19 protein-coding genes and 1 riboswitch are annotated in these 21,869 nt (G+C 71.7%); of the genes, 6 read left to right on the plus strand and 13 right to left on the minus strand.

Annotated features, from left to right (window positions below; translation table 11 throughout):
• Positions 1-80: 80 nt before the first annotated feature.
• The 5 genes from A4V12_RS25375 to A4V12_RS25395 all read right to left on the minus strand — a co-directional run bounded on the left by A4V12_RS25375 (position 81) and on the right by A4V12_RS25395 (position 5,607).
• On the minus strand, positions 81-1,832 hold the full coding sequence (locus A4V12_RS25375) for an ABC transporter substrate-binding protein (protein WP_199831386.1): 1,752 nt from the start codon (positions 1,830-1,832) through the stop codon (positions 81-83).
• A gap of 85 nt (positions 1,833-1,917) precedes the next feature.
• Positions 1,918-2,916: an ABC transporter permease gene (locus tag A4V12_RS25380; protein ID WP_064071735.1), complete on the minus strand. Its 999-nt coding sequence runs from the start codon at positions 2,914-2,916 to the stop codon at positions 1,918-1,920.
• A gap of 379 nt (positions 2,917-3,295) precedes the next feature.
• Entirely contained in the window at positions 3,296-4,075 is a 780-nt protein-coding gene (locus tag A4V12_RS25385) for an enhanced serine sensitivity protein SseB C-terminal domain-containing protein (RefSeq protein ID WP_064071736.1), read from the minus strand.
• 36 nt (positions 4,076-4,111) lie between these two features.
• Positions 4,112-4,852 carry an enhanced serine sensitivity protein SseB gene (locus A4V12_RS25390; protein ID WP_064071737.1) on the minus strand — a complete coding sequence of 247 codons (741 nt, stop codon included), beginning with the start codon at positions 4,850-4,852 and terminating at the stop codon, positions 4,112-4,114.
• A gap of 89 nt (positions 4,853-4,941) precedes the next feature.
• Entirely contained in the window at positions 4,942-5,607 is a 666-nt protein-coding gene (locus A4V12_RS25395) for an AAA family ATPase (RefSeq protein WP_064071738.1), read from the minus strand.
• 172 nt (positions 5,608-5,779) lie between these two features.
• Positions 5,780-5,872: riboswitch (glycine riboswitch) on the plus strand.
• 154 nt (positions 5,873-6,026) lie between these two features.
• Between A4V12_RS25395 and gcvT the strand changes: the two genes are divergently transcribed.
• The 5 genes from gcvT to bla all read left to right on the plus strand — a co-directional run bounded on the left by gcvT (position 6,027) and on the right by bla (position 11,404).
• Positions 6,027-7,142, plus strand: coding sequence for a glycine cleavage system aminomethyltransferase GcvT (gene gcvT / locus A4V12_RS25400; protein WP_064071739.1), 1,116 nt, complete (start codon positions 6,027-6,029; stop codon positions 7,140-7,142).
• Positions 7,143-7,200: 58 nt separating this feature from the next.
• Positions 7,201-7,578, plus strand: coding sequence for a glycine cleavage system protein GcvH (gcvH, locus tag A4V12_RS25405; protein WP_064071740.1), 378 nt, complete (start codon positions 7,201-7,203; stop codon positions 7,576-7,578).
• A 12-nt stretch (positions 7,579-7,590) separates the two neighbouring features.
• The gene (gene glyA / locus A4V12_RS25410) at positions 7,591-8,850 is read left to right on the plus strand and encodes a serine hydroxymethyltransferase (protein WP_064071741.1); all 1,260 of its coding nucleotides are present in this window, start codon (positions 7,591-7,593) and stop codon (positions 8,848-8,850) included.
• 160 nt (positions 8,851-9,010) lie between these two features.
• Positions 9,011-10,381, plus strand: a complete 1,371-nt coding sequence (locus A4V12_RS25415) for an L-serine ammonia-lyase (RefSeq protein ID WP_064071742.1) — start codon at positions 9,011-9,013, stop codon at positions 10,379-10,381.
• 60 nt (positions 10,382-10,441) lie between these two features.
• Positions 10,442-11,404 (plus strand): class A beta-lactamase, encoded by a 963-nt coding sequence (gene bla, locus A4V12_RS25420; RefSeq protein WP_064071743.1) that lies wholly within the window; start codon positions 10,442-10,444, stop codon positions 11,402-11,404.
• Here bla and A4V12_RS25425 read toward each other — a convergent pair.
• The 8 genes from A4V12_RS25425 to A4V12_RS25460 all read right to left on the minus strand — a co-directional run bounded on the left by A4V12_RS25425 (position 11,397) and on the right by A4V12_RS25460 (position 19,303).
• Entirely contained in the window at positions 11,397-12,338 is a 942-nt protein-coding gene (locus A4V12_RS25425) for a CopD family protein (RefSeq protein ID WP_234372336.1), read from the minus strand. The genes bla and A4V12_RS25425 overlap by 8 nt on opposite strands.
• Complete coding sequence (locus A4V12_RS25430; RefSeq protein WP_064071744.1) at positions 12,335-12,550, minus strand: EF-hand domain-containing protein; 216 nt, start codon at positions 12,548-12,550, stop codon at positions 12,335-12,337. Before A4V12_RS25430 ends, A4V12_RS25425 begins: the two co-directional genes overlap by 4 nt.
• 102 nt (positions 12,551-12,652) lie before the next feature.
• The gene (locus A4V12_RS25435; RefSeq protein WP_064071745.1) at positions 12,653-13,324 is read right to left on the minus strand and encodes an ADP-ribosyltransferase; all 672 of its coding nucleotides are present in this window, start codon (positions 13,322-13,324) and stop codon (positions 12,653-12,655) included.
• 117 nt (positions 13,325-13,441) lie between these two features.
• A complete protein-coding gene (locus A4V12_RS25440) occupies positions 13,442-14,632 on the minus strand; it encodes a YncE family protein (protein ID WP_064071893.1) in 1,191 nt (396 codons plus the stop codon).
• 363 nt (positions 14,633-14,995) lie between these two features.
• Positions 14,996-15,499, minus strand: a complete 504-nt coding sequence (locus A4V12_RS25445) for an ATP-binding protein (RefSeq protein ID WP_064071894.1) — start codon at positions 15,497-15,499, stop codon at positions 14,996-14,998.
• Between the two features lie 243 nt (positions 15,500-15,742).
• On the minus strand, positions 15,743-16,510 hold the full coding sequence (locus A4V12_RS25450; RefSeq protein WP_064071746.1) for an enoyl-CoA hydratase/isomerase family protein: 768 nt from the start codon (positions 16,508-16,510) through the stop codon (positions 15,743-15,745).
• A gap of 86 nt (positions 16,511-16,596) precedes the next feature.
• On the minus strand, positions 16,597-17,850 hold the full coding sequence (locus A4V12_RS25455) for a L,D-transpeptidase (RefSeq protein WP_079137334.1): 1,254 nt from the start codon (positions 17,848-17,850) through the stop codon (positions 16,597-16,599).
• Positions 17,851-18,067: 217 nt separating this feature from the next.
• The gene (locus A4V12_RS25460; protein ID WP_064071747.1) at positions 18,068-19,303 is read right to left on the minus strand and encodes a L,D-transpeptidase; all 1,236 of its coding nucleotides are present in this window, start codon (positions 19,301-19,303) and stop codon (positions 18,068-18,070) included.
• Between the two features lie 282 nt (positions 19,304-19,585).
• On the opposite strand from A4V12_RS25460, the gene glgX reads away from it, so the two are divergent.
• Positions 19,586-21,862, plus strand: coding sequence for a glycogen debranching protein GlgX (gene glgX / locus A4V12_RS25465; protein WP_064071748.1), 2,277 nt, complete (start codon positions 19,586-19,588; stop codon positions 21,860-21,862).
• Positions 21,863-21,869: the final 7 nt, after the last annotated feature.

Consider the following 21,869-nt stretch of genomic DNA (forward strand, 5'->3'; position numbering starts at 1 on the left):
GGGACCGGCGCCGGTGCCCGCGGGCCGCGCGGAGTACGCGTGGGCCCGCGGGCACCAATGCCTTCACCTGCCTTCCGGGGCTACTTCTTCGTGGTGCCGATGTTGAGGTAGTCGTACTGGCCGCTGAAGGCTGCCGTGGAGACCATGTTGGTGCCCTGCGGCGAGCGGTAGAGCAGGACCTTGAAGTAGGACAGCGGGACGATGACCGCCTGGTCCATGACCTTCTTGTCGATCTCGGCGTAGGCCGCGTTGCGGGCGTTCTCGTCCGTGTTGGCGATGGCGTCGTCCAGCAGCTTGTTGATCGCCGGGTCGTTCAGCTCGGAGAGGTTGGTGTTGCCGGACTGGCCGATGGCCTTGCCGTGCACGATCTGCTGGAGGTAGCCGTAGCCGGTCGGCCAGTCGGCACCCCACTGCATCATGATCAGACCGATGTTCTCCTTCTTGGTGAAGGACGGGACACCGGCGTAGTCCGAGAAGTACTTGGACGACGGGTACTGCTTGATCTTGGCGTCGATGCCGGCCTTCTTCAGCGCCTGCACGACGGCGGTGGCGGCGTCGACCTCGCTCTGGCGGTCGCTGCGGGCGGAGATGAAGGTGGAGATCTTCTCCTGGCCGCAGGCCTTCAGGTGCTCCTTGGCCTTGGCGACGTCACCCTTGTTGTCCGGCGTGGCGTACGTGTCGAACTTCTGGTAGCCGGGGATGTCCGTCGGCAGCACCGTCGAGGCGATGTCGCCGCGGATCGGACCGCCCATGGCGGTCTGCACGGAGACCTTGTCGATGGCGTACTGCACGGCCTTGCGGCACTCGACGTTGTCGAACGGCTTCACCTTGCTGTTGATCGCCGTGTAGACGAGGCGGCCGCCGAGCGCGTTGTCGGTGTTGGCCTTCAGGTCCGCCTTGGCCAGGATCTGGGCCTGGGTCTGGGTGTCGACACCGCGGCCGGCCAGGTCGGCGACGATGTCACCGGCGAGCAGGTCCTTGTCGATGGTGGCCTGGTTGACCTTGAGGTTCAGGACGATCTTGTCCGGGTACTGCTTGCGCAGCGGGTCGGTCTTGGCGTCCCAGTGCTCGTTGCGGACGAGCGTGACCTGCTTGCCGTCCTGGTAGGTCTCGAACTTGTACGAGCCCGACGACACGATGGACTTGGTGTAGTCCACGCCCTTGTCCTTGGCCCTCGGCACCGGGGCGGTCTGCGGGGCGCTGACCAGGTAGTCGAAGTCCGCGAACGGCTTGTTGAGCTTGAAGACGATGGTGTGGTCGTCCGGCGTCTGGATGGACGCCAGGCCCTTCTCGCTCTTGTCCTTGTACGGACCCTTGTACTTGGCCGGGTCGTCGAGGAGCTGCTGGAAGTAGTTCGGGCCCAGCGAGATCACGTCACGGGCGAAGTTGGAGCGCTCGACGGCGTACTTGACGTCCTTGGCCGTGACCGGCGTGCCGTCGCTGTACTTCACGCCCTTGCGGATCTTGTACGTCCAGGTCTTGCCGCCGTCGCTGGGGGCACCCATGCCCTCGGCGAGGTCCGGCACCAGCTCGTTGCCCTTCTCGCCGGGGGCCGGCTTGAAGGTCGTCAGCGGACGCGCGTACAGGCGGCTGAAGTTGTAGATGAAGGCGTAGTACGTGTTGCCCGGGTCGAACGACTCGGGGGCGTCGGCCATCGCGTAGGTGACCGTGCCGCCCTTCTTGTCCGAGACGTTGACGACACCGGTCGTCGCGGCGTTCGCCTTGGCGTTGCCCTTGTTGTCCGAGCCGCCGTCGTCCGCCTTGCTGCAGCCCGCGAGGAGCAGGCTGGCACTGCTGACGACCGCGATCGCGGCCACTGCTGACCTTCGCATTTTCGTCGAACTCCCCTTTGTATTCGGAAAAGTGCCGGTACGGTCCCGGCCGGTGGTGCAGCCGCCGCGGATGACGTGGCAGACGTCAGCGGCTGCGCGGGTCGAGAGCGTCCCGAAGGCCATCACCGAGCAGGTTGAAGGCCAGTACGGTGATGAAGATCGCGAGACCGGGGACGAGCATGAACTGCGGATCCACCTCGAAGAAGGTGACCGCCTCCCTCAGCATGCCGCCCCACGAAGCCTGCGGTGGCTGGATTCCGACGCCGAGGAAGCTGAGCGACGCCTCGAAGATGATGTTGGTCGGAATGAGCAGTGTCGCGTAGACCGTGATCGGTCCCACGAGGTTCGGGAGCAGCTCGCGGAAGAGGATGTACGGGCCCTTGGCCCCCATCCCGCGCGAGGCGTCGATGAACTCCCGTTCCCGCAGGGCCAGGGTCTGGCCGCGCACGATACGCGCCATGTAGGGCCAGTTGAAGAACCCGATGACGAAGATGAGCACGCTGATGTGCAGCGGCAGGCCCTCCAGACCGAAGGCGCCGCCCTGCAGGGTCGCCGAGATGGCGATGGCGAACAGCAGCAGCGGGAAGGCCAGGAAGGTGTCCATCAGCCGGCTGATGAACGTGTCCACCCGGCCGCCGTAGTACCCGGCGATGAGGCCGAGGACCACGCCGATGACGTTGGACAGGACCGTCGCGCCGAAGGCGACGACCAGCGAGACCCAGGACCCCTCGAGGATGCGGGCCAGGATGTCGCGGCCGAACTTCGGGTCGACGCCCAGCGGGTGGTCCCAGCTCATCCCGCCGAAGCCGCCCTTGGGCAGGGAGGTGTTGGGATCGACCAGGTCCTGCTGGAAGGCGTTCGGGTCCAGGCCCAGCAGCGACTGCAGCGGCCGGGACAGCACGGCGACCAGGATGAGCAGGATGACGATGACGCCGCCGGTGACGGCCAGCTTGTCCCGCTTGAAGCGGGTCCAGGCGATCTGACCGAGTGAACGACCCTCGATCTGCTTGGACTTCACGCCTTCGAGTACGGCCTCGGGCGCCGCCTCGGCCTGTGATCCGGTGGTCTCAATGGGTGCGGTCATCGTCCCTCGTGCTCGCCCGTGCCGACGGTCGCCGACAGTGCTCGACGGTCCGCCCGGATCTGCGGTGCGGTCCGTTCAGGGGATGCGCGAATGCGCTGCACGCATGTGCGACCACCCCTGGTTAGGGGGAGTCTTCAATGGGTTCACGATCACCCGCCAGACCTCACCGGGAATGTTTGCGCAACCGTGATGCGGGTCGTCGGCTTCCGTTATCCGGACGGGGTGATCGACTCAGCGGACCAACTCGGCCTGTATTCCACCGAAACGGGCACACGGCCGCGCGGCCCCCGGCACTGCCCGCCGGCCGGGGACGGGCCGGGCGCGGAGTCGGGCGCGGGGGCGCGTAGGGGGCGCGCGTCGGGTCGGGCGCGCGGCGGGGTCAGGCGCGGGGCGGGTAGCCGTACCCGGTGCCGGGGACGACGGGGGCGGTGGCGTGCGCCTCGCGGTCGTAGAAGGGGCGGGCGTTGGCCCGCAGCCACATGGTGACCGGGTCGTACTCGTCGGACATGGCCACCGTGGAGACGGGCAGGCCGTCGGGGACGGCGGCGACGGACTGCTGCATCATCGCCCGCACGGCGTCGACGGACGCCTGGCCGGTGTCGTAGAGGTCCAGGCCGATCGCCAGGTACGGGGTCCCCAGGGCGGGCTGGATCCAGGCGCGGCGCAGGGAGCGGACGGCCGGGGTGCGGTGGGCGTTCTGCGTGAGCAGGGCGTAGAACTGCGGGATCTGGATGCCCGGCTCGGACAGCTTCAGCGGACCGGCGGGCATCCGGTCCAGGCCGGTGGCGATGCGGCGCAGGTCGGGCCACGGGATGCCGACGCCGCCACCCGGGGCGTGCGGGTTGAGCCAGATGCCCCAGCGGTCGGGGTAGAGGGCGCGGGCGATGTCACGGCCGCCGACGACCTCGTGGGCACGGTTCCAGCCGGAGACGGCGAGTTCCTGGGCGGAGGTGACGCACGGGGCGTAGCCGAGGCCGTCGACCTCCATGTTCCCGTACTGGGCGTCGGGCGAGCCCGCCCGGCCGTGCCACAGCAGCATCCACAGCCGGCCTTCGGCGAGGGCGTGCAGGAGCTGCTCGTACGCGTCGTAGCGCCCGGGCGTCACCTGGCTCAGCATGTGCTCGACCTGCCCGGCCGCCGCGGTGCCTGACGCGCTCACCCTGGGTCCCGCCCCTCTTCCGTCCACCCGACCAGCTTATGCGTGCCCGCGCTGGTAGAAGGGCCGTACCTTCTCCAGCATCCAGTCGCCCACCGGGTCCTGTGCGATGTCGAGCAGTACCAGGTTGACCGGCCACGGCACCTGGACGCGCCCCAGGGCCCGGCCGAGGGCGTCCATCGGTACGTTGCGCTCGGCGCCCTCCCAGGAGGAGAGCTGGACGCCGACGAAGAGGGCCGGGCTGTCGCCCTCGACGCTGGCCAGGCAGCGGCGGGCCGTCAGGACCGTGCCGGTCGCGTCGAACTCGGCGGCGGCGGCGGACAGGAAGTCGACCGGGTCCTCCTGCCAGTCGGGCTCGAACAGCCGCACCCGGGCGCCGCTCGCCGGCCCGTCCAGCGGGGTGCGGCCGGTCCGGCACAGTTCGGCGACGACGAGCGGGGGCAGCGGGACGCCGACGGCGCCGCCGGGGTTCACGGCGATGCCGAGCTGGGGCGGCAGCCCGCGCGCGAACTCGACGGCCGGGGCGACGGCGTACGCCATGTGGGCGCCGACGCACTGGGCGAACTGCGCCTCGGAGCTGAAGACCGGCACGTACGCCTGCCCGTCGATCTCCAGGGCCGGCAGGTCGAGGTCCGGGCTGTCGGGGCCGCCGCCGGCGGGCAGCGGCACCCAGACGTTGCTGCGGCCCAGCACCTCGACGATCCGTCCTCCCGCCGCGGGGTTGCCGAGCGAGGCGGCGAGCACCTCTTCCAGCTCGTTGCCCGGCCATGCAGTGTCCACAGGTGCTCCCGGTCCTTCCCGCGCGTGCGTGTCGCTGCCCGCAGCACCCTAACGCGGGCGCCCGCGCGACGGATCGCCCGCGGGGTGGATCAGAGGAACGCGATCCGGGTGAGCGCGGACGCCGCCGGCCGGTCCATCAGGACGGCGGAGGCGCAGCCGCGCGGCACGGCGCCCCGCTCGGCGTCCCGCACCAGCCGGCCGACCGCCCTGCGGTGGCGGTGGAAGGCGTACCCGGACACGCCGCGGCCCCGCTCGCGCTGGCCCTCCCGGGCCGTGCCGGGCGTGACGTCCAGCAGGAGCAGGTGCAGGGAGCGGCCCCGCCGCGCGGCCTCCCGGGCGAGCCAGCGACGCACCCAGGCCTGCGTGCCGCAGTCGTGGACGACGACGGGGGCGCCGGAGCGCAGTGCCCGCCACAGCCCCGCGTAGTGCGCGAGCCGGACGAGGGGGCGGTAGACGGCGTACGGCAGGAGGGCGGGCATCCGGCGCTCCCAGCGCTCCCGGGCGTCCTGGGAGTCGATGCCGCGGCCCTGGGCCGTCCGGGCGATCAGCGTGGACTTGCCGCTGCCCGGCAGGCCCGACACGACCACCAGGTCGCCGGCCGCGAAGGTCAGCGTCCGGGGGACGCGGCCGTGCCGGTCCCGCAGGTCGCGCACGACCGGCAGCGCGCGGGCCGCCGCACGGCCCCGCGCGGGCAGGCCCGGCTGGGCGGGCACGCCCGCGGTCGTCGCGTACGCCCCGCTGTGCTGCAACGTCATCGCTACTCCCCCTGCTAGGGCCCTGTCGGATCCCTGGGTCGGCTGACCCGACCCTTGCCCAAGAAGTGTAAAGAAAGGGTAATAAGCCACAAGCGATTTGCCGAGGAGAACCCTCGTGCAATGATGTGCGCGCCGACGCACACCGTTGCGCCACAACCGCATACCGGCCGCTTGAATCCGCGCGGGAGAGTCCCGGGTCCCGCCCGGGCGCCGAAGGAGCAAGTTCCTCCCTTGAATCTCTCAGGCCCCGTACCGCGTGGATGAGGCAGATCTGAAAAGCGGGCCGCCGTGGCGGCTCCACCCAAGGTGCAAGCCGAGGACCGTCCCCGTACGGTCACGGTGAACCTCTCAGGTTCCGATGACAGATGGGGAGGATCGTCTTCGAGCCATGCCCGTCCTGGGACCTGGGAGCCACATCCATGAGCACTGCCCCCCGCCTGACCGCCCTCGATGCCGTGCATCGTGCGCTGGGCGCGACCATGACCGACTTCGCGGGCTGGGACATGCCGCTGCGGTACGGGAGCGAGCGCGACGAGCACAACGCCGTCCGTACGAAGGCCGGACTCTTCGACCTCTCCCACATGGGTGAGATCACCGTCACAGGGCCGCAGGCCGCGGACTTCCTGAACTACGCGCTCGTCGGCAACATCGGCAGCGTCGGCACCGGCCGGGCCCGCTACACGATGATCTGCCAGGAGGACGGCGGCATCCTCGACGACCTGATCGTGTACCGGCTCGGCGAGACCGAGTACATGGTCGTCGCCAACGCCTCGAACGCGCAGATCGTCCTCGACGCGCTCACCGCCCGCGCCGCCGGGTTCGACGCCGCCGTCCGCGACGACCGCGACGCCTACGCGCTGCTCGCCGTCCAGGGCCCGGAGTCGCCCGGCATCCTGAAGTCGCTCACGGACGCCGACCTGGACGGCCTGAAGTACTACGCGGGCCTCCCGGGCACCGTGGCGGGCGTCCCGGCGCTGATCGCCCGCACCGGCTACACCGGCGAGGACGGCTTCGAGCTGTTCGTGGAGCCGCGGTACGCGGAGGAGCTGTGGCAGGCGCTGACCGAGGCGGGGGCCGGTGCCGGCCTGATCCCGTGCGGCCTGTCCTGCCGCGACACGCTGCGCCTGGAGGCGGGCATGCCGCTGTACGGGCACGAGCTGACGACCGCCCTCACCCCGTTCGACGCGGGTCTGGGCCGGGTGGTCAAGTTCGAGAAGGAGGGCGACTTCGTGGGCCGGGAGGCCCTGACGGCCGCCGCCGAGCGGGCCCGGATCGCCCCGCCGCGCAAGCTGGTCGGCCTGGTCGCCCAGGGCCGCCGGGTGCCGCGCGCCGGGATGTCGGTCGTGGCGGACGGCACGGTGATCGGCGAGGTCACCTCGGGCGCGCCGTCGCCGACGCTGGGCAGCCCCATCGCCATGGCGTACGTGGACGCGGCGCACGCCGCGCCGGGTACCGAGGGGGTCGGGGTCGACATCCGCGGTACCCATGAGCCGTACGAGGTCGTGGCGCTGCCCTTCTACAAGCGCCAGAAGTGACCACCCGCACCACTCCCCCGTTCACCAGCACTCCCCCGCGTACAGGAGAATCCCAGTCATGAGCAACCCCCAGCAGCTGCGCTACAGCAAGGAGCACGAGTGGCTGTCGGCCGCCGAGGACGGCGTGTCGACGGTCGGCATCACGGAGCACGCGGCGAACGCCCTCGGCGACGTCGTGTACGTCCAGCTCCCGGCGGTCGGCGACACGGTGACCGCGGGCGAGACCTGTGGTGAGCTGGAGTCGACCAAGTCCGTCAGCGACCTGTACTCCCCGGTGACCGGCGAGGTCGTCGAGGCGAACCAGGACGTCGTCGACGACCCGTCGCTGGTGAACACCGCCCCGTTCGAGGGCGGCTGGCTGTTCAAGGTACGCGTCACGGAGGAGCCGAAGGACCTGCTCTCCGCCGACGAGTACACCGAGTTCTCCGGCAGCTAAGGACCCTCCCCGATGTCGCTTCTGAACACCCCTCTCCACGAGCTGGACCCGGACGTCGCCGCCGCCGTCGACGCCGAGCTCCACCGCCAGCAGTCCACCCTCGAGATGATCGCCTCGGAGAACTTCGCTCCGGTCGCGGTCATGGAGGCGCAGGGCTCCGTCCTGACCAACAAGTACGCCGAGGGCTACCCCGGCCGCCGCTACTACGGCGGCTGCGAGCACGTCGACGTGGTCGAGCAGATCGCCATCGACCGCGTCAAGGGCCTCTTCGGCGCCGAGCACGCGAACGTCCAGCCGCACTCGGGTGCGCAGGCCAACGCGGCCGCGATGTTCGCGCTGCTGAAGCCGGGCGACACGATCATGGGCCTGAACCTGGCCCACGGTGGTCACCTGACCCACGGCATGAAGATCAACTTCTCCGGCAAGCTGTACGACGTCGTCGCGTACCACGTCGACGACGCGACCGGTCAGGTCGACATGGCCGAGGTCGAGCGCCTGGCCAAGGAGTCCAAGCCCAAGCTGATCGTCGCCGGCTGGTCGGCCTACCCCCGCCAGCTGGACTTCGCCGCCTTCCGCCGGATCGCGGACGAGGTCGGCGCGTACCTGATGGTCGACATGGCCCACTTCGCGGGCCTCGTCGCCGCCGGTCTGCACCCCAACCCGGTGCCGCACGCCCACGTGGTCACCACCACGACCCACAAGACGCTGGGCGGCCCGCGCGGTGGCGTGATCCTTTCCACGGCCGAGCTCGCCAAGAAGATCAACTCCGCGGTCTTCCCCGGCCAGCAGGGCGGCCCGCTGGAGCACGTGATCGCCGCCAAGGCCGTGGCCTTCAAGGTCGCCGCGAGCGACGACTTCAAGGAGCGCCAGCAGCGCACCCTGGACGGCGCCCGCATCCTGGCCGAGCGCCTGGTCCAGCCGGACGTCACCGAGCACGGCGTGTCGGTCCTGACCGGCGGCACCGACGTGCACCTGGTCCTGGTCGACCTGCGCAACAGCGAGCTGGACGGCCAGCAGGCCGAGGACCGCCTCCACGAGGTCGGCATCACGGTCAACCGCAACGCGATCCCGAACGACCCGCGGCCCCCGATGGTCACCTCGGGTCTGCGGATCGGCACGCCGGCCCTGGCCACCCGCGGGTTCCAGACCGAGGACTTCACCGAGGTCGCCGACATCATCGCCGAGACGCTGAAGCCGTCCTACGACGCTGACGCGCTCAAGGCCCGGGTCTCGGCGCTCGCCGCGAAGCACCCGCTTTACCCTGGTCTGTAGCCCTTACGGCGTTAGGTACGCAACAGACTGATCTGCGGGGCACCGCGCACACTGGACAGTGAGTGCGGTGCCCCGTCCCTTGCCCCGCTCTTCCGCCCCACCCCGTTGTCCCTGCACCACCCCGGCAGACAGCGACGTCTTCCAACCAAGGAGTCCCCCCGTGGCCATCTCGGTCTTCGACCTGTTCTCGATCGGCATCGGCCCGTCCAGCTCCCACACGGTGGGCCCCATGCGGGCCGCCCGGATGTTCGCCCGCCGGCTGAAGAACGAGGGCCTGCTCGCCCCGACCGTCTCGCTGCGCGCCGAGCTGTACGGCTCGCTGGGCGCCACCGGCCACGGCCACGGCACCCCCAAGGCCGTCCTCCTGGGCCTGGAGGGGAACTCGCCGCGCACGGTCGACGTCGAGACCGCCGACGAGCAGGTCGAGCGGATCCGCACGACCGGGCGCATCAACCTGCTGGGCGCCCACGAGATCGGCTTCGACTTCGACGAGGACCTGGTCCTGCACCGCCGCAAGGCGCTGCCGTACCACGCCAACGGCATGACCCTGTGGGCGTACGACGCCGAGGGCGCCACCCTGCTGGAGAAGACGTACTACTCGGTCGGCGGCGGGTTCGTCGTGGACGAGGACGCCGTGGCGGGCGAGAACCCGATCGTCCCCGACGACACCGTGCTGAAGTACCCCTTCCGCACCGGTGACGAGCTGCTGCGGCTCACCAAGGAGACCGGCCTGTCGATCTCCGCGCTGATGCTGGAGAACGAGAAGGCCTGGCGCACGGAGGACGAGATCCGTGCGGGCCTGCTCGACATCTGGCGCGTGATGCAGGCGTGCGTGGACCGCGGCATGTCCCGCGAGGGCATCCTCCCCGGCGGCCTGAAGGTCCGCCGCCGCGCCGCGAACACCGCGCGCAAGCTCCGCTCCGAGGGCGACCCGCTGGCCCTCTCCATGGAGTGGATCACGCTCTACGCCATGGCCGTGAACGAGGAGAACGCCGCCGGCGGCCGGGTCGTCACCGCCCCCACCAACGGGGCCGCCGGCATCATCCCGGCCGTCCTGCACTACTACATGAACTTCGTGCCCGGCGCCGACGAGGAGGGCGTGGTCCGCTTCCTGCTGGCCGCGGGCGCGATCGGCATGCTCTTCAAGGAGAACGCCTCCATCTCCGGCGCCGAGGTCGGCTGCCAGGGCGAGGTCGGCTCGGCCTGCTCGATGGCGGCGGGCGCGCTCGCCGAGGTGCTGGGCGGCAGCCCGGAGCAGGTGGAGAACGCCGCCGAGATCGGCATGGAGCACAACCTGGGCCTGACCTGCGACCCGGTGGGCGGCCTGGTCCAGATCCCGTGCATCGAGCGCAACGGCATGGCCGCGGTCAAGGCGGTCACGGCGGCCCGCATGGCGATGCGCGGCGACGGCAGCCACAAGGTCTCCCTGGACAAGGTCATCAAGACCATGAAGGAGACGGGCGCCGACATGAGCGTCAAGTACAAGGAGACCGCGCGCGGCGGTCTGGCGGTCAACATCATCGAGTGCTGAGCCGCTGACACGCCGCCGGAACGTTTCCCTCCGTCGGCGGGCGCGTGATGGGCTCGCGCCATGACGCAGAACGAGAAGATCGCGACGTTACCGGGCCGGGCCTCCCGCCGGACCCTGCTGACCGCCGCGGCCGGCGCCGCCGCGCTGCTGACCGCCGGTGCGGCCGCCCCCGCCGCCGCTGCCGGGGCCGCTGCCGGCGCCGGGGCCGGGGCCGCGAGGCGTGCCTCGCGCCGTGCGGCGGCCACCGGGCGGCTGCGGGCGCTGGAGCGGCGGCACGGGGCGCGGCTGGGCGCGGTGGCCCGCAACACGGTCACCGGCGCCACCGTGCTGTACCGGTCCGACGAGCGCTTCCCCATGTGCTCGACGTTCAAGACGCTCGCGGCGGCGGCCGTGCTGCGGGACCTCGACCGGCACGGCGAAGTGCTCGCCAAGCGCATCCGCTACACCGCGGCGGACCTCGTGCCGAATTCGAAGAAGTGCGAGGAGAACCTGGCCACCGGCATGACCGTCGCCGAGCTGTGCGACGCGACCATCCGCTTCAGCGACAACACCGCCGCCAACCTGCTGCTGCGCGAACTCGGCGGCCCGGCCGCCGTCACCCGGTTCTGCCGCTCCCTCGGGGACACCACCACCCGGCTCGACCGCTGGGAGCCCGAGCTGAACACCTGCGAGCCGTGGCGGGTCGAGGACACCACGACACCGGCGGCGCTCTCCGGCACCTACGAGCGGCTGGTGCTCGGTGACGCGCTGAACCGGGGCGACCGCGAGCGGCTGACCGGCTGGCTGCTGGGCAACACCACCAGTACGCACCGGTTCCGCGCCGGCCTGCCGGAGGACTGGCGGCTGGCCGACAAGACCGGCGGCGGCGCGTACGGGACGAACAACGACGCCGGGGTCGCCTGGACGCCCGACGGCACCCCGGTCGTCCTGGTGGTGCTGACGACCAAGCCCGAGCAGGAGGCCGCCGCGGACGACCTCCTCGTCGCCCGGGCGGCCTCGGTGCTGGCGGCCTCGGTCACCTGAGGACCGCCGAGTGCACGCTGAGCCAGTGCGGGTCGGGCACCACGGTCAGCACCGCCGACACCGCGACGACCCCCGCCAGCACCGCCAGCTCGGTGCGGGCGGGGGCCGTCGCGTCCCCGCCCCGGGCCAGTCGCCGGCGGGCGGTCACGGCCAGCGCGCTCACCACCGCGAGCAGCGCCAGCTTGGCGAGGAGCACCCTGCCGTACGCCGAAGCGAACACCACCTCCGCCGGCAGGCGCCGCAGCGCCGAGCAGGTGCCGGTCACGGCCAGCGCGACGTAGAGCCATCCGGCCGGCCGCGCGTACCGGGCCAGTACCTCGCGCCCGCCGCCGCGCAGCCACGCCACCCGGAGCACGTACAGCAGCCCGCCGGCCCACAGCGAGGCGGCCGTCAGGTGGACCACGGTGAGGGCCGTGCCCAGCTCCGGGGTGTACGGCTCGGGGTGCGCCCGCAGCGCCTCGGCGCCGATCACCAGCGCCAGCGGCCCGCCCGCCCAGCCGGGGCGCCCGAGCGCGACGCACCCGGCGGCCAGGGCGAACCCGTTGGCCATGGCCAGCAGCAGCCCGCCGTCCCGCGTCCCGTACGTGGCGGTGAGGTCGAGCTCGCTCACCTCGGCCAGCAGCAGGATCTGCCCCGCCGACGCGGCGGCGCCGCCCAGGGCGGCCCACAGGGCCCAGGGGCGGGGCGCGGGGCCGGCCGCGGCGAGCCGGGTGCCGGCCAGTTCGCCGAGGTGCACGGCGAGGGCGGCGAACACCGCCGCGCGCAGCACCGTGGTGGTGCCGGGCGCGGGGATGCGCAGCTCGCCGGTGCCGCGCGCGGCGAGGCCCGCGCCGAACACGGCCGCCGCCACCGCGGCGAGCCCGCCCGCCACGAGCGCGGTACGCGCACGGCGCCGCCCGGTGGCCCGGGCGGCGCCGTTCGTCGGTATGGTCACGCCTTGTTGAGGTGCGCCCAGAACTCGTCGAAGGTGAGCAGCCCGTCGCCGTTGCCGTCCTGCGCGTTGATCACGGCCTGGGCGACGGTCTCCGTGACGTTGAAGTCGCCGAGCTGCGCCATGACGCTCTTGTACTCGGCGGCCGTGATGAGCCCGTCCCCGTTCACGTCGTACCGCTCGAACGCCTTGCGCGCCGCCTCGATGTCCGCCACTGGTCCACCCCTTCTTGGTGCATAACTGACGGCGGTCAGATTATCGGCCGTGCCGGTGGGTTCCGGCCGGGGGCCCGGATCCGCCGGCCAGGGGGACGGGGGTCAGCGGCGCCAGGGCTCGTAGTGCGGGTTGTCCTGGCACTCCGCCATGATCTCGATCTTCTTCACCAGGTCGACGGGGCAGACGCCGACGATGTGCTTGCGGGCGATGCCGCCGGGGAAGGCGACCTCCTCCTGGTCGGCGTACTTGTGGGTGTCGCCGATGGTCCCGTTGACGTCCACGCCCTTCGGGGCGTCGACGTAGTAGTTGAAGCCGCTCTTCCACTTCTTGTAGAGGTCGTGGTCGTACGTGGTCGAGACGTACGGCGAGGGCTGGTTGACCAGGACGTACTTCTCGATGTCGTACTGCCCGTCCAGCGGGGCCTTGGGGTGGAAGCCCTGCTCGAAGACGACGGCCGGGGGGCGGTTGTCGGCGCGGTAGAGCTGCTTGCAGTCGGCCCGCCACGAGGGGGCGGGGGTGATGCGGTCCGGGTCGACCCTGCGGTCGGCCGCCGGGTACAGCCGGTCCTCGACGACCGGGCAGCTCGCCGCGGCCTTCGCCGCGAAGGCGGGCGCGGCGAGGGCGGGCGCGGCAAGGGCGGGGGCCCGGCTCGCCGCGGCCGGGGCCGGGGTGGCGGCGGCCGGGGCGGCCTCGGTGGCGGCGGCGGGGACGAGGAGCGCGGCGAGGGACACGGCGAGCGCGGCGGCACGGCGCCGCGGACGGGAAGTGATCATGGCGCTCACCCTGGCCGTCGCGCCGGGTCACACCGTGGATCTTCACTCGATCGGCGGCGTGTCAGCCGTGTGCCGTGCGGCCGGGACCCGGCCGGCGGTGCCGTGCGCCGCGGCCGGTCAGCGGAACACGCCGGTGTGGCCGAGCGAGTAGCGGCCGGGCTGCGGGTAGACGGCCAGGCCGTGCGGGCCGCCGCCGACCGGGATGCGGGCCAGCTGCTTGCCGGTCCTGGTGTCGATGGCGTACACCTCGGAGTCGTAGCGCCCGGAGAGCCACAGCACCTTGCCGTCGGCCGACACGCCTCCCATGTCGGGCGAGCCGCCGTCCGGCAGCCACCACTTCTTGGTCAGCCCCTTGCGCGCGAAGTCGAACACGGAGACCGAGCCCTCCCCGCGGTTGGGGATGTACATCTCCCTGGAGTCGCGCGAGACGTACAGGCCGTGGGCGCCCTTGCCGGTGGGCATGAGCCTGGGGGCGGCGAAGGAGTCGCCGTCGAGGACCCACACCCCGTGCGCCATCATGTCGGCCACGTAGAAGGTCCTGCCGTCGGGCGAGACCTTCACGTCCTGGGGCATGGCGCCCCGGAAGGGCAGCTTCTGCTGGGCGACGACCTTCTTCCGCTCCGTGTCGACCTTCAGCAGCTCTCCGGAGAACTCGCAGCTGACGATGAAGTAGCGGCCGTCGGCGGAGAAGTCGGCGTGGTTGACCCCGTAGCAGCCGACCGGTTCGGTGTGGCGGCGCTCCATGGTGTGCGGGTCGAGGAAGACCAGCTCCCGGTCGAGGGAGGCCATCACGATCGCGTACGCGCCGTCGGGGGTGAAGTACAGGTTGTACGGGTCGTGGACGTCGACGTCCTCGCCGCGGGCGCCGGTGGCGGGGTCGATGGGGGTGAGCGTGTGGCCGCGGTTGTTGTTGACCCAGAGGGTCTTGAGGTCCCAGGACGGCACGACGTGCTGCGGCTGGTTGCCGACCGGGATGGTCTCGACGACCTTGTAGGTCCTGGGGTCGATGACCGAGACGGTGTCGGACAGGGTGTTGGGGACGTACACCCGGGAGGGGAAGCCCCTGACCACCGGGGAGAGCATGCCCGGCCGGTCGGCCGCGTAGACGTCCTCGGGGTCCAGGAGGGGCGGCATCCCGGGCAGCCCCGCCGGGGCCGTCCTCTTCGGTACGGCGACGGGGACGGCGGCCCGGCTGCCGCGCGCCTCCGGCCGCTCGCCGCCGCCACCGCAGCCGGGGAGCGCCGCGGCGGCGGCCAGCAGCGCGGTGGCCGCGAGGAGGCTCTTGGATCGCTTCGTCAGGCGCAGCATCGTCACGGACCCCATTGAGGGTCCGGGCCCTCCGGTCCGCTTCCCACGGGGTCCGGTGCTCCGTCGGCACATTGCGGAGAGGTCGAGGATTCACCCATCGGAACCCATATTTATTCATGGTTTATGAGGTCCGTGGCTCACCTCACCTACGATTCATTTCCCAGCTGGACCGTTTTGCTGAACTTTGTCCCGGTTCGGTCTTTTGGCGGCATGGCCCCCCGTCTGCCATAGTCGGAGACACGACCCCCATTGACCCGGGCCAGGTCGTTCCGGCGACCGCGGACACACCCCACCCCCGTCCGCGGCGCACCTCATGGAAGCCCCCGCGGCGCCCCACCACGGCGCAAGGGGGCTTTCCGTGCGTCAGCGGTCCGACACCCGCATCTCGAACCAGGTGGTCTTGCCGCGCGGCAGCAGATCGACACCCCAGCGGTCGGAGAGCTTGTCCACCAGGAACAGTCCCCGGCCACTGGTGTCCAGCTCGTGCACCGGCATCAGACAGGGCAGCCCCCGGGACGGGTCGCGCACCTCGATCCGGATCCAGCCGCGGCGGCGCAGCATGCGCAGTCCGAAGACCCGCGCCCCGGTGTGCCGGACGGCGTTGCCGACGAGCTCGGAGACGAGCAGGATCGCGTGCTCGGCGATCTGCGGGCCGAGCCCCCACTGGCGGAGCACCACGCACTGGGTGAGCCGGCGGGCGGTCGCGGCGGATTCGGGGCGGGACGGCAGCCGGACTTCCTCCTCCGTCGGGTTGCCGAACAGTTCGACCGCCTTGAGCGCCTGTTCGTCGTCCGCGGCGGCCACCCACCGCGCGGCCGTAGCGCCGCCGCGCTGCCCCGGTTGCTCCACACCATCCAGCCCCGCCATGCCCACCATGATGGCCGCCGCACGGCTCCCGCGTGGCCGTTCCCGCGGAATCGCTGCCCCGGAACGAACCGTTCCCGGGGCAGCTCCCGGCATATGCCCGTGGCACACAAGGGCGGGAAAAGCGGCGGTGACCTGCGGTGACGCCAGAGGTCCGCACCGGGCGCCGGGCCAGGTGCCGCTCAGCGCTTAAGGCGCCCTTAAGACTGCCCTAAACCACCCGGACGGTGGACAACTCGCTTGCCCTTACAGGAACTTGGCCTTGCCGGGCCCCTCCTCCACGAAGCTGCGCATGCCGCGCTCGCGGTCCTCGGTGGCGAACAGCCCGGCGAACCAGTTGCGTTCGATGGTGAGGCCGGTGTCGATGTCGGTCTCCAGACCGGCGTCGACGGACTCCTTGGCCGCGCGCAGTGCCAGCGCGGGGCCCTGGGCCAGCTTCGCGGCCCACGCGTGCGCCTGCTCGTACACCTCGGCCGCCGGGACGACCCGGTCGACGAGCCCGATCGCGAGGGCCTCGTCGGCCTTCACATGACGGCCCGTGAAGATGAGGTCCTTGGCCTTGGACGGGCCGACGAGACGGGCCAGGCGCTGGGTGCCGCCCGCTCCGGGGATCAGGCCCAGCAGGATCTCGGGCTGGCCCAGCCTGGCGTTGTCGCCGGCGATCCGGAAGTCGGCGCACAGCGCCAGCTCGCAGCCGCCGCCCAGCGCGTACCCGGTGACGGCGGCGACGACGGGCTTGGGGATGCGGGCCACGGCGGTGAACGAGTCCTGGAGGGCCTTGGAGCGCAGCACCATGGCCGCGTGGTCCATGGCCTGCATCTCCTTGATGTCCGCGCCGGCCGCGAACACCTTCTCGCCGCCGTACAGCACCACGGCGCGGACGTCGTCGCGCCGGGCCGCCTCCTCGGCGAGCTCGCGCAGGCGGTCCTGGGTGGCGATGTCCAGAGCGTTCATCGGCGGGCGGTCCAGGCGGATGGTGCCGACGCCTTCGGAGACTTCGAGAGTGACTGTCATGCAGGGCAGGTTAGCCGCCGTTAACGACAACGGGCCCGGTGCTGTGAGGAACAGCACCGGGCCCGTACGACGCGGGCCGTGCGGCCCTACTTGATCCACTCCGACCAGGCCATGTTCCAGCCGTTCAGACCGTTCTCCGGCTGGATCTGCTTGTCCTTGGAGTTCTTCACGACCACCACGTCGCCGATGATCGAGTTGTTGTAGAACCAGGCCGCCGGGGTCGCGTCGTCGTACGCGCCGCGCACGTCCCGCAGCCCGACGCAGCCATGGCTGACGTTGGCCGAGCCGAAGGTGCCGCTGGAGGCCCAGTAGTTGCCGTGCACGAAGGTGCCCGAGGTGGACAGGCGCATGGCGTGCGGCACGTCCTTGATGTCGTACTCGCCGCCGAAGCCCACGGTGGCGCCGTTCATCCGGGTCACCTTGTACTTCTCGCTGATGACCATCTGGCCGTTGTACGTCGTCGTCGACGGGGCGCCCGCGGTGATCGGCACGGTCTTGATCAGCTTGCCGTCGCGGACCACCTTCATGGTCTTCTCGCTCGCGTCGACCGTCGAGACCTGGCTGCGGCCGATGGTGAAGCGCACGGTCTTGGACTGCTTGCCGTACACGCCCGGACGGCCCTCGACGCCGTCCAGGTTCAGCTGCACGGTCACCTTGGTGCCCGCGGCCCAGTACTTCTCGGGACGGAAGTCCAGACGGTCGTTGCCGAACCAGTGGCCCTCGATCGGCACGGACGGCACGGCCGTCACCCTGACGGCCTTCTCCACGGCCTCGGGGTTGGTGATGCCGCGCGTGAAGTTGATCGACACCGGCATGCCGACACCGACGGTCGAGCCGTCCTCCGGCGTGTAGTGGCCGATGAAGGTGTTCTTCGGGACGAGGGTGGTGAAGGTGGTGTCCTTCGCCGACGCACGCCCGTCGGCGTCCTCGGCGACCGCGTGCACCTTGTACTTGGTGGCGGCCGCCAGGTGCCGCACCGGCTCCCAGCCGGTCTTGTCGGCGGTCAGCCGGCCCTCGACCTTGTTGCCCTTGGAGTCGGCGACGGTGACCGTGGTCAGCTTGCCCTTCTCGGCGGTCACCTTCAGGGCGCCGCTCGTCGCCACCGACGCGGCGCCGTCCTTGGGAGCGATGGTCACGACCGCCTGCGAGGCCGCGTTCTCGACCTTCCCGCCGTCCTTCGCCTTCTCGCGGCCCTTGCCGCTGTCGGCCGAGCCCGACCCGCCGCATGCCGTCACCAGCAGCAGCAGCGCCCCCAGCACCAGCGCCAGCAGTCCCCTGCCGGTCCCGGATCCGCTCCTGCCCGCCCCGGCCGATGCCCCCGATATCGGCTGCACGTTCACTTCGGTGTTCTCCCCTCGCACGGCCTGGCCCCGCCACGGCCCGCACCCCCGCACGCCCACTCGCGCGTGCACCGCGATAGATAATCACACCGCAGGCGCTGCCGAGCTCCCGCGGATGTCACCGTTCAGTCCCAACTTGTCCAGGGCGGAGGCGGGCCATGCCGGATCGTGCGGTAACGGCGAGAGGAGGCCACCGCACCGCACGGCACGAGTCGGGTCAGCGCAGGGCGGAACCGGCCTTCCAGCGGGCCCAGTCCAGGTTCCACCCGCCCAGGCCGTTGTCGGGGGACACCTTCCGGTCGGTCGAGTTGACCACCTCCACGACGTCCCCGATCAGCGTCCGGTCGAAGAACCAGCCCGCCGGGGACTCGGCACTGCCGCCCTTCACGTCCCGCAGCCCCACGCACCCGTGGCTCACGTTCGCGGTGCCGAAGGTGGACTCCGGTGCCCAGTAGTTGCCGTGCAGGAACGTGCCCGAGTCCGTCAGCCGCATGGCGTGCGGCACGTCCTTGATGTCGTACTCGCCCTTGCCGTCCTTGTCCTTGAAGCCCACCGTGGCGCCGTTCATCCGGGTGACGTCGAACAGCTCCGTCACCACCATCCTGCCGTTGTACGTGGTGGTCTTCGGTGCCCCCGCGGTGATCGGCACCGTCGTCACGAGCCGGCCGTCGCGCCGCACCTCCATGGTGTGCTTCTCCGCGTCCACCAGGGAGACCTGGGAGCGGCCGACGGTGAAACCGACCCTCTTGTGCTGGATCCCGTACACCCCCGGCGCCCCCTCCACGTCACGCAGCCGCAGGTCGACGGTGACCTCGGTGCCCGGCTCCCAGTACTCCCGCGGACGGAAGTCCAGCCGCTCCTTGCCGAACCAGTGGCCCACCACCTCCACCGGCGGGCGGGAGGTGACGCGGATGGCCCGCTCGACGGCCGCGCGGTTCTCGATCGGCCGGTTGAAGGAGAACGAGACGATCATCCCGGTGCCGACGGTGGAGCGGTTCTCCGGCTTGAAGTAGCCGATGAACCGGTGCTCGGGGACCGCGGTGGTGAACGTGGTGTGCCGGGCCGAACGCCGCCCGTGGCCGTCCAGCGCGACCGCGTCCACCCGGTACTTGGCGGCCAGCGCGAGCCGGGTACCCGGCAGCGGCCGCCAGCGCAGCCCGTCCTCCGAGATGGCGCCGGGCACCCGCGCCGGCCGGTCGTCCTCGACCTTCACCACCTCCACCCGCTCCAGCCGCCCGCTGGGGACGCGCACCTCCACCCGCCCGTCCGGGGCCACGCCCTCCGCCTTGTCCTGCGGCATCACCCGGATGGTGTCCTCCGGTGACCGCCCCTTGCCGCCGACGCCGATGTCCAGACCACCGTCACTGGTGCACCCGGCCAGCCCCGCCATCAGCCCTGCGCATGCCACGGCAGCGGCGATGCCGAGCCCTGCCCGCTTCAGTACGTGTCTCACGATGCGACCAACGACTGCCCCCCTCCAGGGGAAACGTCAGTGCGGGTCATGTTGGGAGGCAGGCAGTCCGGGCAGAACAGGTGGAGGACCATGTGCGGGGCCGCGGCAGGGACGCCGCGGCCTCGCGGCGAGTGAGCCGAAGGGGCGCGACGGTGTCGAAAGGGAGAACGCGCGCGGGGCCGTGAGGAACGAGCGGCCCGAGCACGATCGACCGCCGGCACGGGCCGGCGCGCCCCGGAGGGGACCGAGCCACCACAAGAGGCAGCCGCAGGAGGCCCGCAGGTGTCGAGCGCAGCCGAGCAGCAGGCAGTGCAGCGTGCGGTGGGTGACGCACTGCTGGACGGGAGTCCCGCCCCCGCCGGGGCACGGCGCCACGGGCCGGGCGGCCTCCCCCGGAATCCCGACGCGCCCTCCCCGCCCGTGTGGCCGGGCGCGCCCACGCCGCTGGGCGCCCGTTTCCGCGCCGGGCCCGGCGGGGCGACGGGGACGAACTTCGCGCTCTGGGCGGGCGGGGCGGAGGCGGTGGAGCTGTGCCTGTTCGACGAGGGGGGCGCCGAGACCCGGCTTCCGCTGACCGAGCTGACCCATGAGATCTGGCACGGTTTCGTGCCCGGCGTACGCCCGGGGCAGCGGTACGGCTACCGGGTGCACGGCCGCTGGGACCCGTGGACCGGCGCCCGCTGGAACCCGGCCAAGCTGCTCCTCGACCCGTACGCGCGGGCGGTCGACGGCGACTTCTCGCTGCCGCCCGAGGTGTACGGCCACGTGCGGGACTGGCCCGAGCAGCACGTCGCCGACACCGTCCGGGACACCCGCGACTCGGCCCCGTACGTCCCGAAGGGGGTCGTCGTCCACGACGACGACGACTGGTCCGACGACCGGCGGCCCAAGACCCCGTGGGCGGACTCCGTCATCTACGAGGTCCACGTCCGCGGCTTCACCCGGCGCCACCCGGGCATCCCCGAGGAGCTGCGCGGCACCTACGCGGGCCTCGCGCACCCCGCCGCGATCGAGCACCTGGTGTCGCTGGGGGTGACGGCGGTCGAGCTGCTGCCGGTGCACCAGTTCGCGCACGAGGACCACCTGCTGCGGCGGGGCCTGAGGAACTACTGGGGCTACAACTCCATCGGCTACTTCGCGCCGCACGCCGCCTACAGCGCGTCGGGCACGACCGGGCAGCAGGTCGGCGAGTTCAAGCGGATGGTGAAGGCGCTGCACGCGGCCGGCATCGAGGTCGTCCTGGACGTGGTCTACAACCACACCGCCGAGGCGAGCGAGCTGGGTCCCATGCTGTCGCTGCGGGGCATCGACAACCGCGGCTACTACCGGCTGGCTGCGGACGCGCGCCGGTACGCCGACTACACCGGCTGCGGCAACACCCTGCACGTCGTCCAGCCGCACGTGCTGCGGCTGATCACCGACTCGCTGCGCTACTGGGTGACGGAGATGGGCGTCGACGGCTTCCGCTTCGACCTGGCGGCGGCGCTCGCCCGCTCGATGCACGACGTCGACATGCTGTCGCCGTTCCTCGCGACGATCGCCCAGGACCCGGTGCTGCGGCGGGTGAAGCTGATCGCCGAGCCGTGGGACGTCGGGAACGGCGGCTACCAGGTGGGCGCGTTCCCGCCGCTGTGGACCGAGTGGAACGACCGCTACCGGGACGCCGTCCGCGACTTCTGGCGCGGTGCCCTGCCCGATGTGCGCGACCTCGGGTACCGGCTGTCCGGGTCGAGCGACCTGTACGCGTGGGGCGGCCGGCGCCCGTACGCCTCCGTCAACTTCATCACCGCGCACGACGGGTTCACGCTGCGCGACCTGGTGTCGTACGAGCACAAGCACAACGAGGCGAACGGCGAGGGCAACCGGGACGGCACGAACGACAACCGGTCGTGGAACTGCGGCGCCGAGGGCGAGACGGACGACCCGGAGGTGAACGCGCTGCGCCGGCGGCAGGTGCGCAACCTGCTGACCACGCTGCTGCTGTCCACGGGCGTGCCGATGCTCGTGGCGGGCGACGAGATGGGCCGCACCCAGGGCGGCAACAACAACGCGTACTGCCAGGACAACGAGCTGGGCTGGGTCGACTGGTCGCTGCCCCGGCGCCCCGGCCCCAAGGGCCTGCTCGAGCTGACCCGCCGGCTGCTGGCGCTGCGCCACGCCCACCCGGTGCTGCGCCGGCGGGCGTTCTTCTCCGGCCGTCCGCAGGGCGCGGACGGGCTGCGGGACCTGGCGTGGTTCACGGCCGCGGGCGCGGAGATGACGGAGGGCGACTGGTACGCCCGGACGGCGACGATCGGGATGTACCTGTCCGGGCGGGACATCCCGGGGCGGGACGCGCGCGGGGAACCCGTCACGGACGAAAGCTTCCTGGCGGTCCTGCACGCGGGCGCCGAGCCGGTGGACTTCCGGCTGCCGGGGCCGCCGTGGGCGGAGGAGTACGAGCTGGAGGTGGACACCGCGCGGGAGGACCAGACCCGCGCCCCGGGCACGGTGCACCCGGGCGGGGAGGTGGTGACGGTGCCGGCGAGGTCGGTGCTGCTGTGGCGGGTGCGGAGCTAGGCACGCA

Origin of the sequence: Streptomyces noursei, assembly GCF_001646665.1 — a bacterium.
In the GTDB taxonomy this organism is placed as follows: Bacteria; Actinomycetota; Actinomycetes; order Streptomycetales; family Streptomycetaceae; genus Streptomyces; species Streptomyces lavendulocolor.

Excerpts from the sequence above, each read along its gene's own strand:
- A4V12_RS25440 (WP_064071893.1), bottom strand. The coding sequence starts at position 14,632 with ATGCTGCGCCTGACGAAGCGATCCAAGAGCCTCCTCGCGGCCACCGCG.
- A4V12_RS25380 (WP_064071735.1), bottom strand. The coding sequence starts at position 2,916 with ATGACCGCACCCATTGAGACCACCGGATCACAGGCCGAGGCGGCGCCC.
- gcvT (WP_064071739.1), top strand. The coding sequence starts at position 6,027 with ATGAGCACTGCCCCCCGCCTGACCGCCCTCGATGCCGTGCATCGTGCG.
- A4V12_RS25435 (WP_064071745.1), bottom strand. The coding sequence starts at position 13,324 with ATGATCACTTCCCGTCCGCGGCGCCGTGCCGCCGCGCTCGCCGTGTCC.
- bla (WP_064071743.1), top strand. The coding sequence starts at position 10,442 with ATGACGCAGAACGAGAAGATCGCGACGTTACCGGGCCGGGCCTCCCGC.
- gcvH (WP_064071740.1), top strand. The coding sequence starts at position 7,201 with ATGAGCAACCCCCAGCAGCTGCGCTACAGCAAGGAGCACGAGTGGCTG.
- A4V12_RS25450 (WP_064071746.1), bottom strand. The coding sequence starts at position 16,510 with ATGACAGTCACTCTCGAAGTCTCCGAAGGCGTCGGCACCATCCGCCTG.
- A4V12_RS25445 (WP_064071894.1), bottom strand. The coding sequence starts at position 15,499 with ATGGCGGGGCTGGATGGTGTGGAGCAACCGGGGCAGCGCGGCGGCGCT.
- A4V12_RS25395 (WP_064071738.1), bottom strand. The coding sequence starts at position 5,607 with ATGACGTTGCAGCACAGCGGGGCGTACGCGACGACCGCGGGCGTGCCC.
- glyA (WP_064071741.1), top strand. The coding sequence starts at position 7,591 with ATGTCGCTTCTGAACACCCCTCTCCACGAGCTGGACCCGGACGTCGCC.
- A4V12_RS25375 (WP_199831386.1), bottom strand. The coding sequence starts at position 1,832 with ATGCGAAGGTCAGCAGTGGCCGCGATCGCGGTCGTCAGCAGTGCCAGC.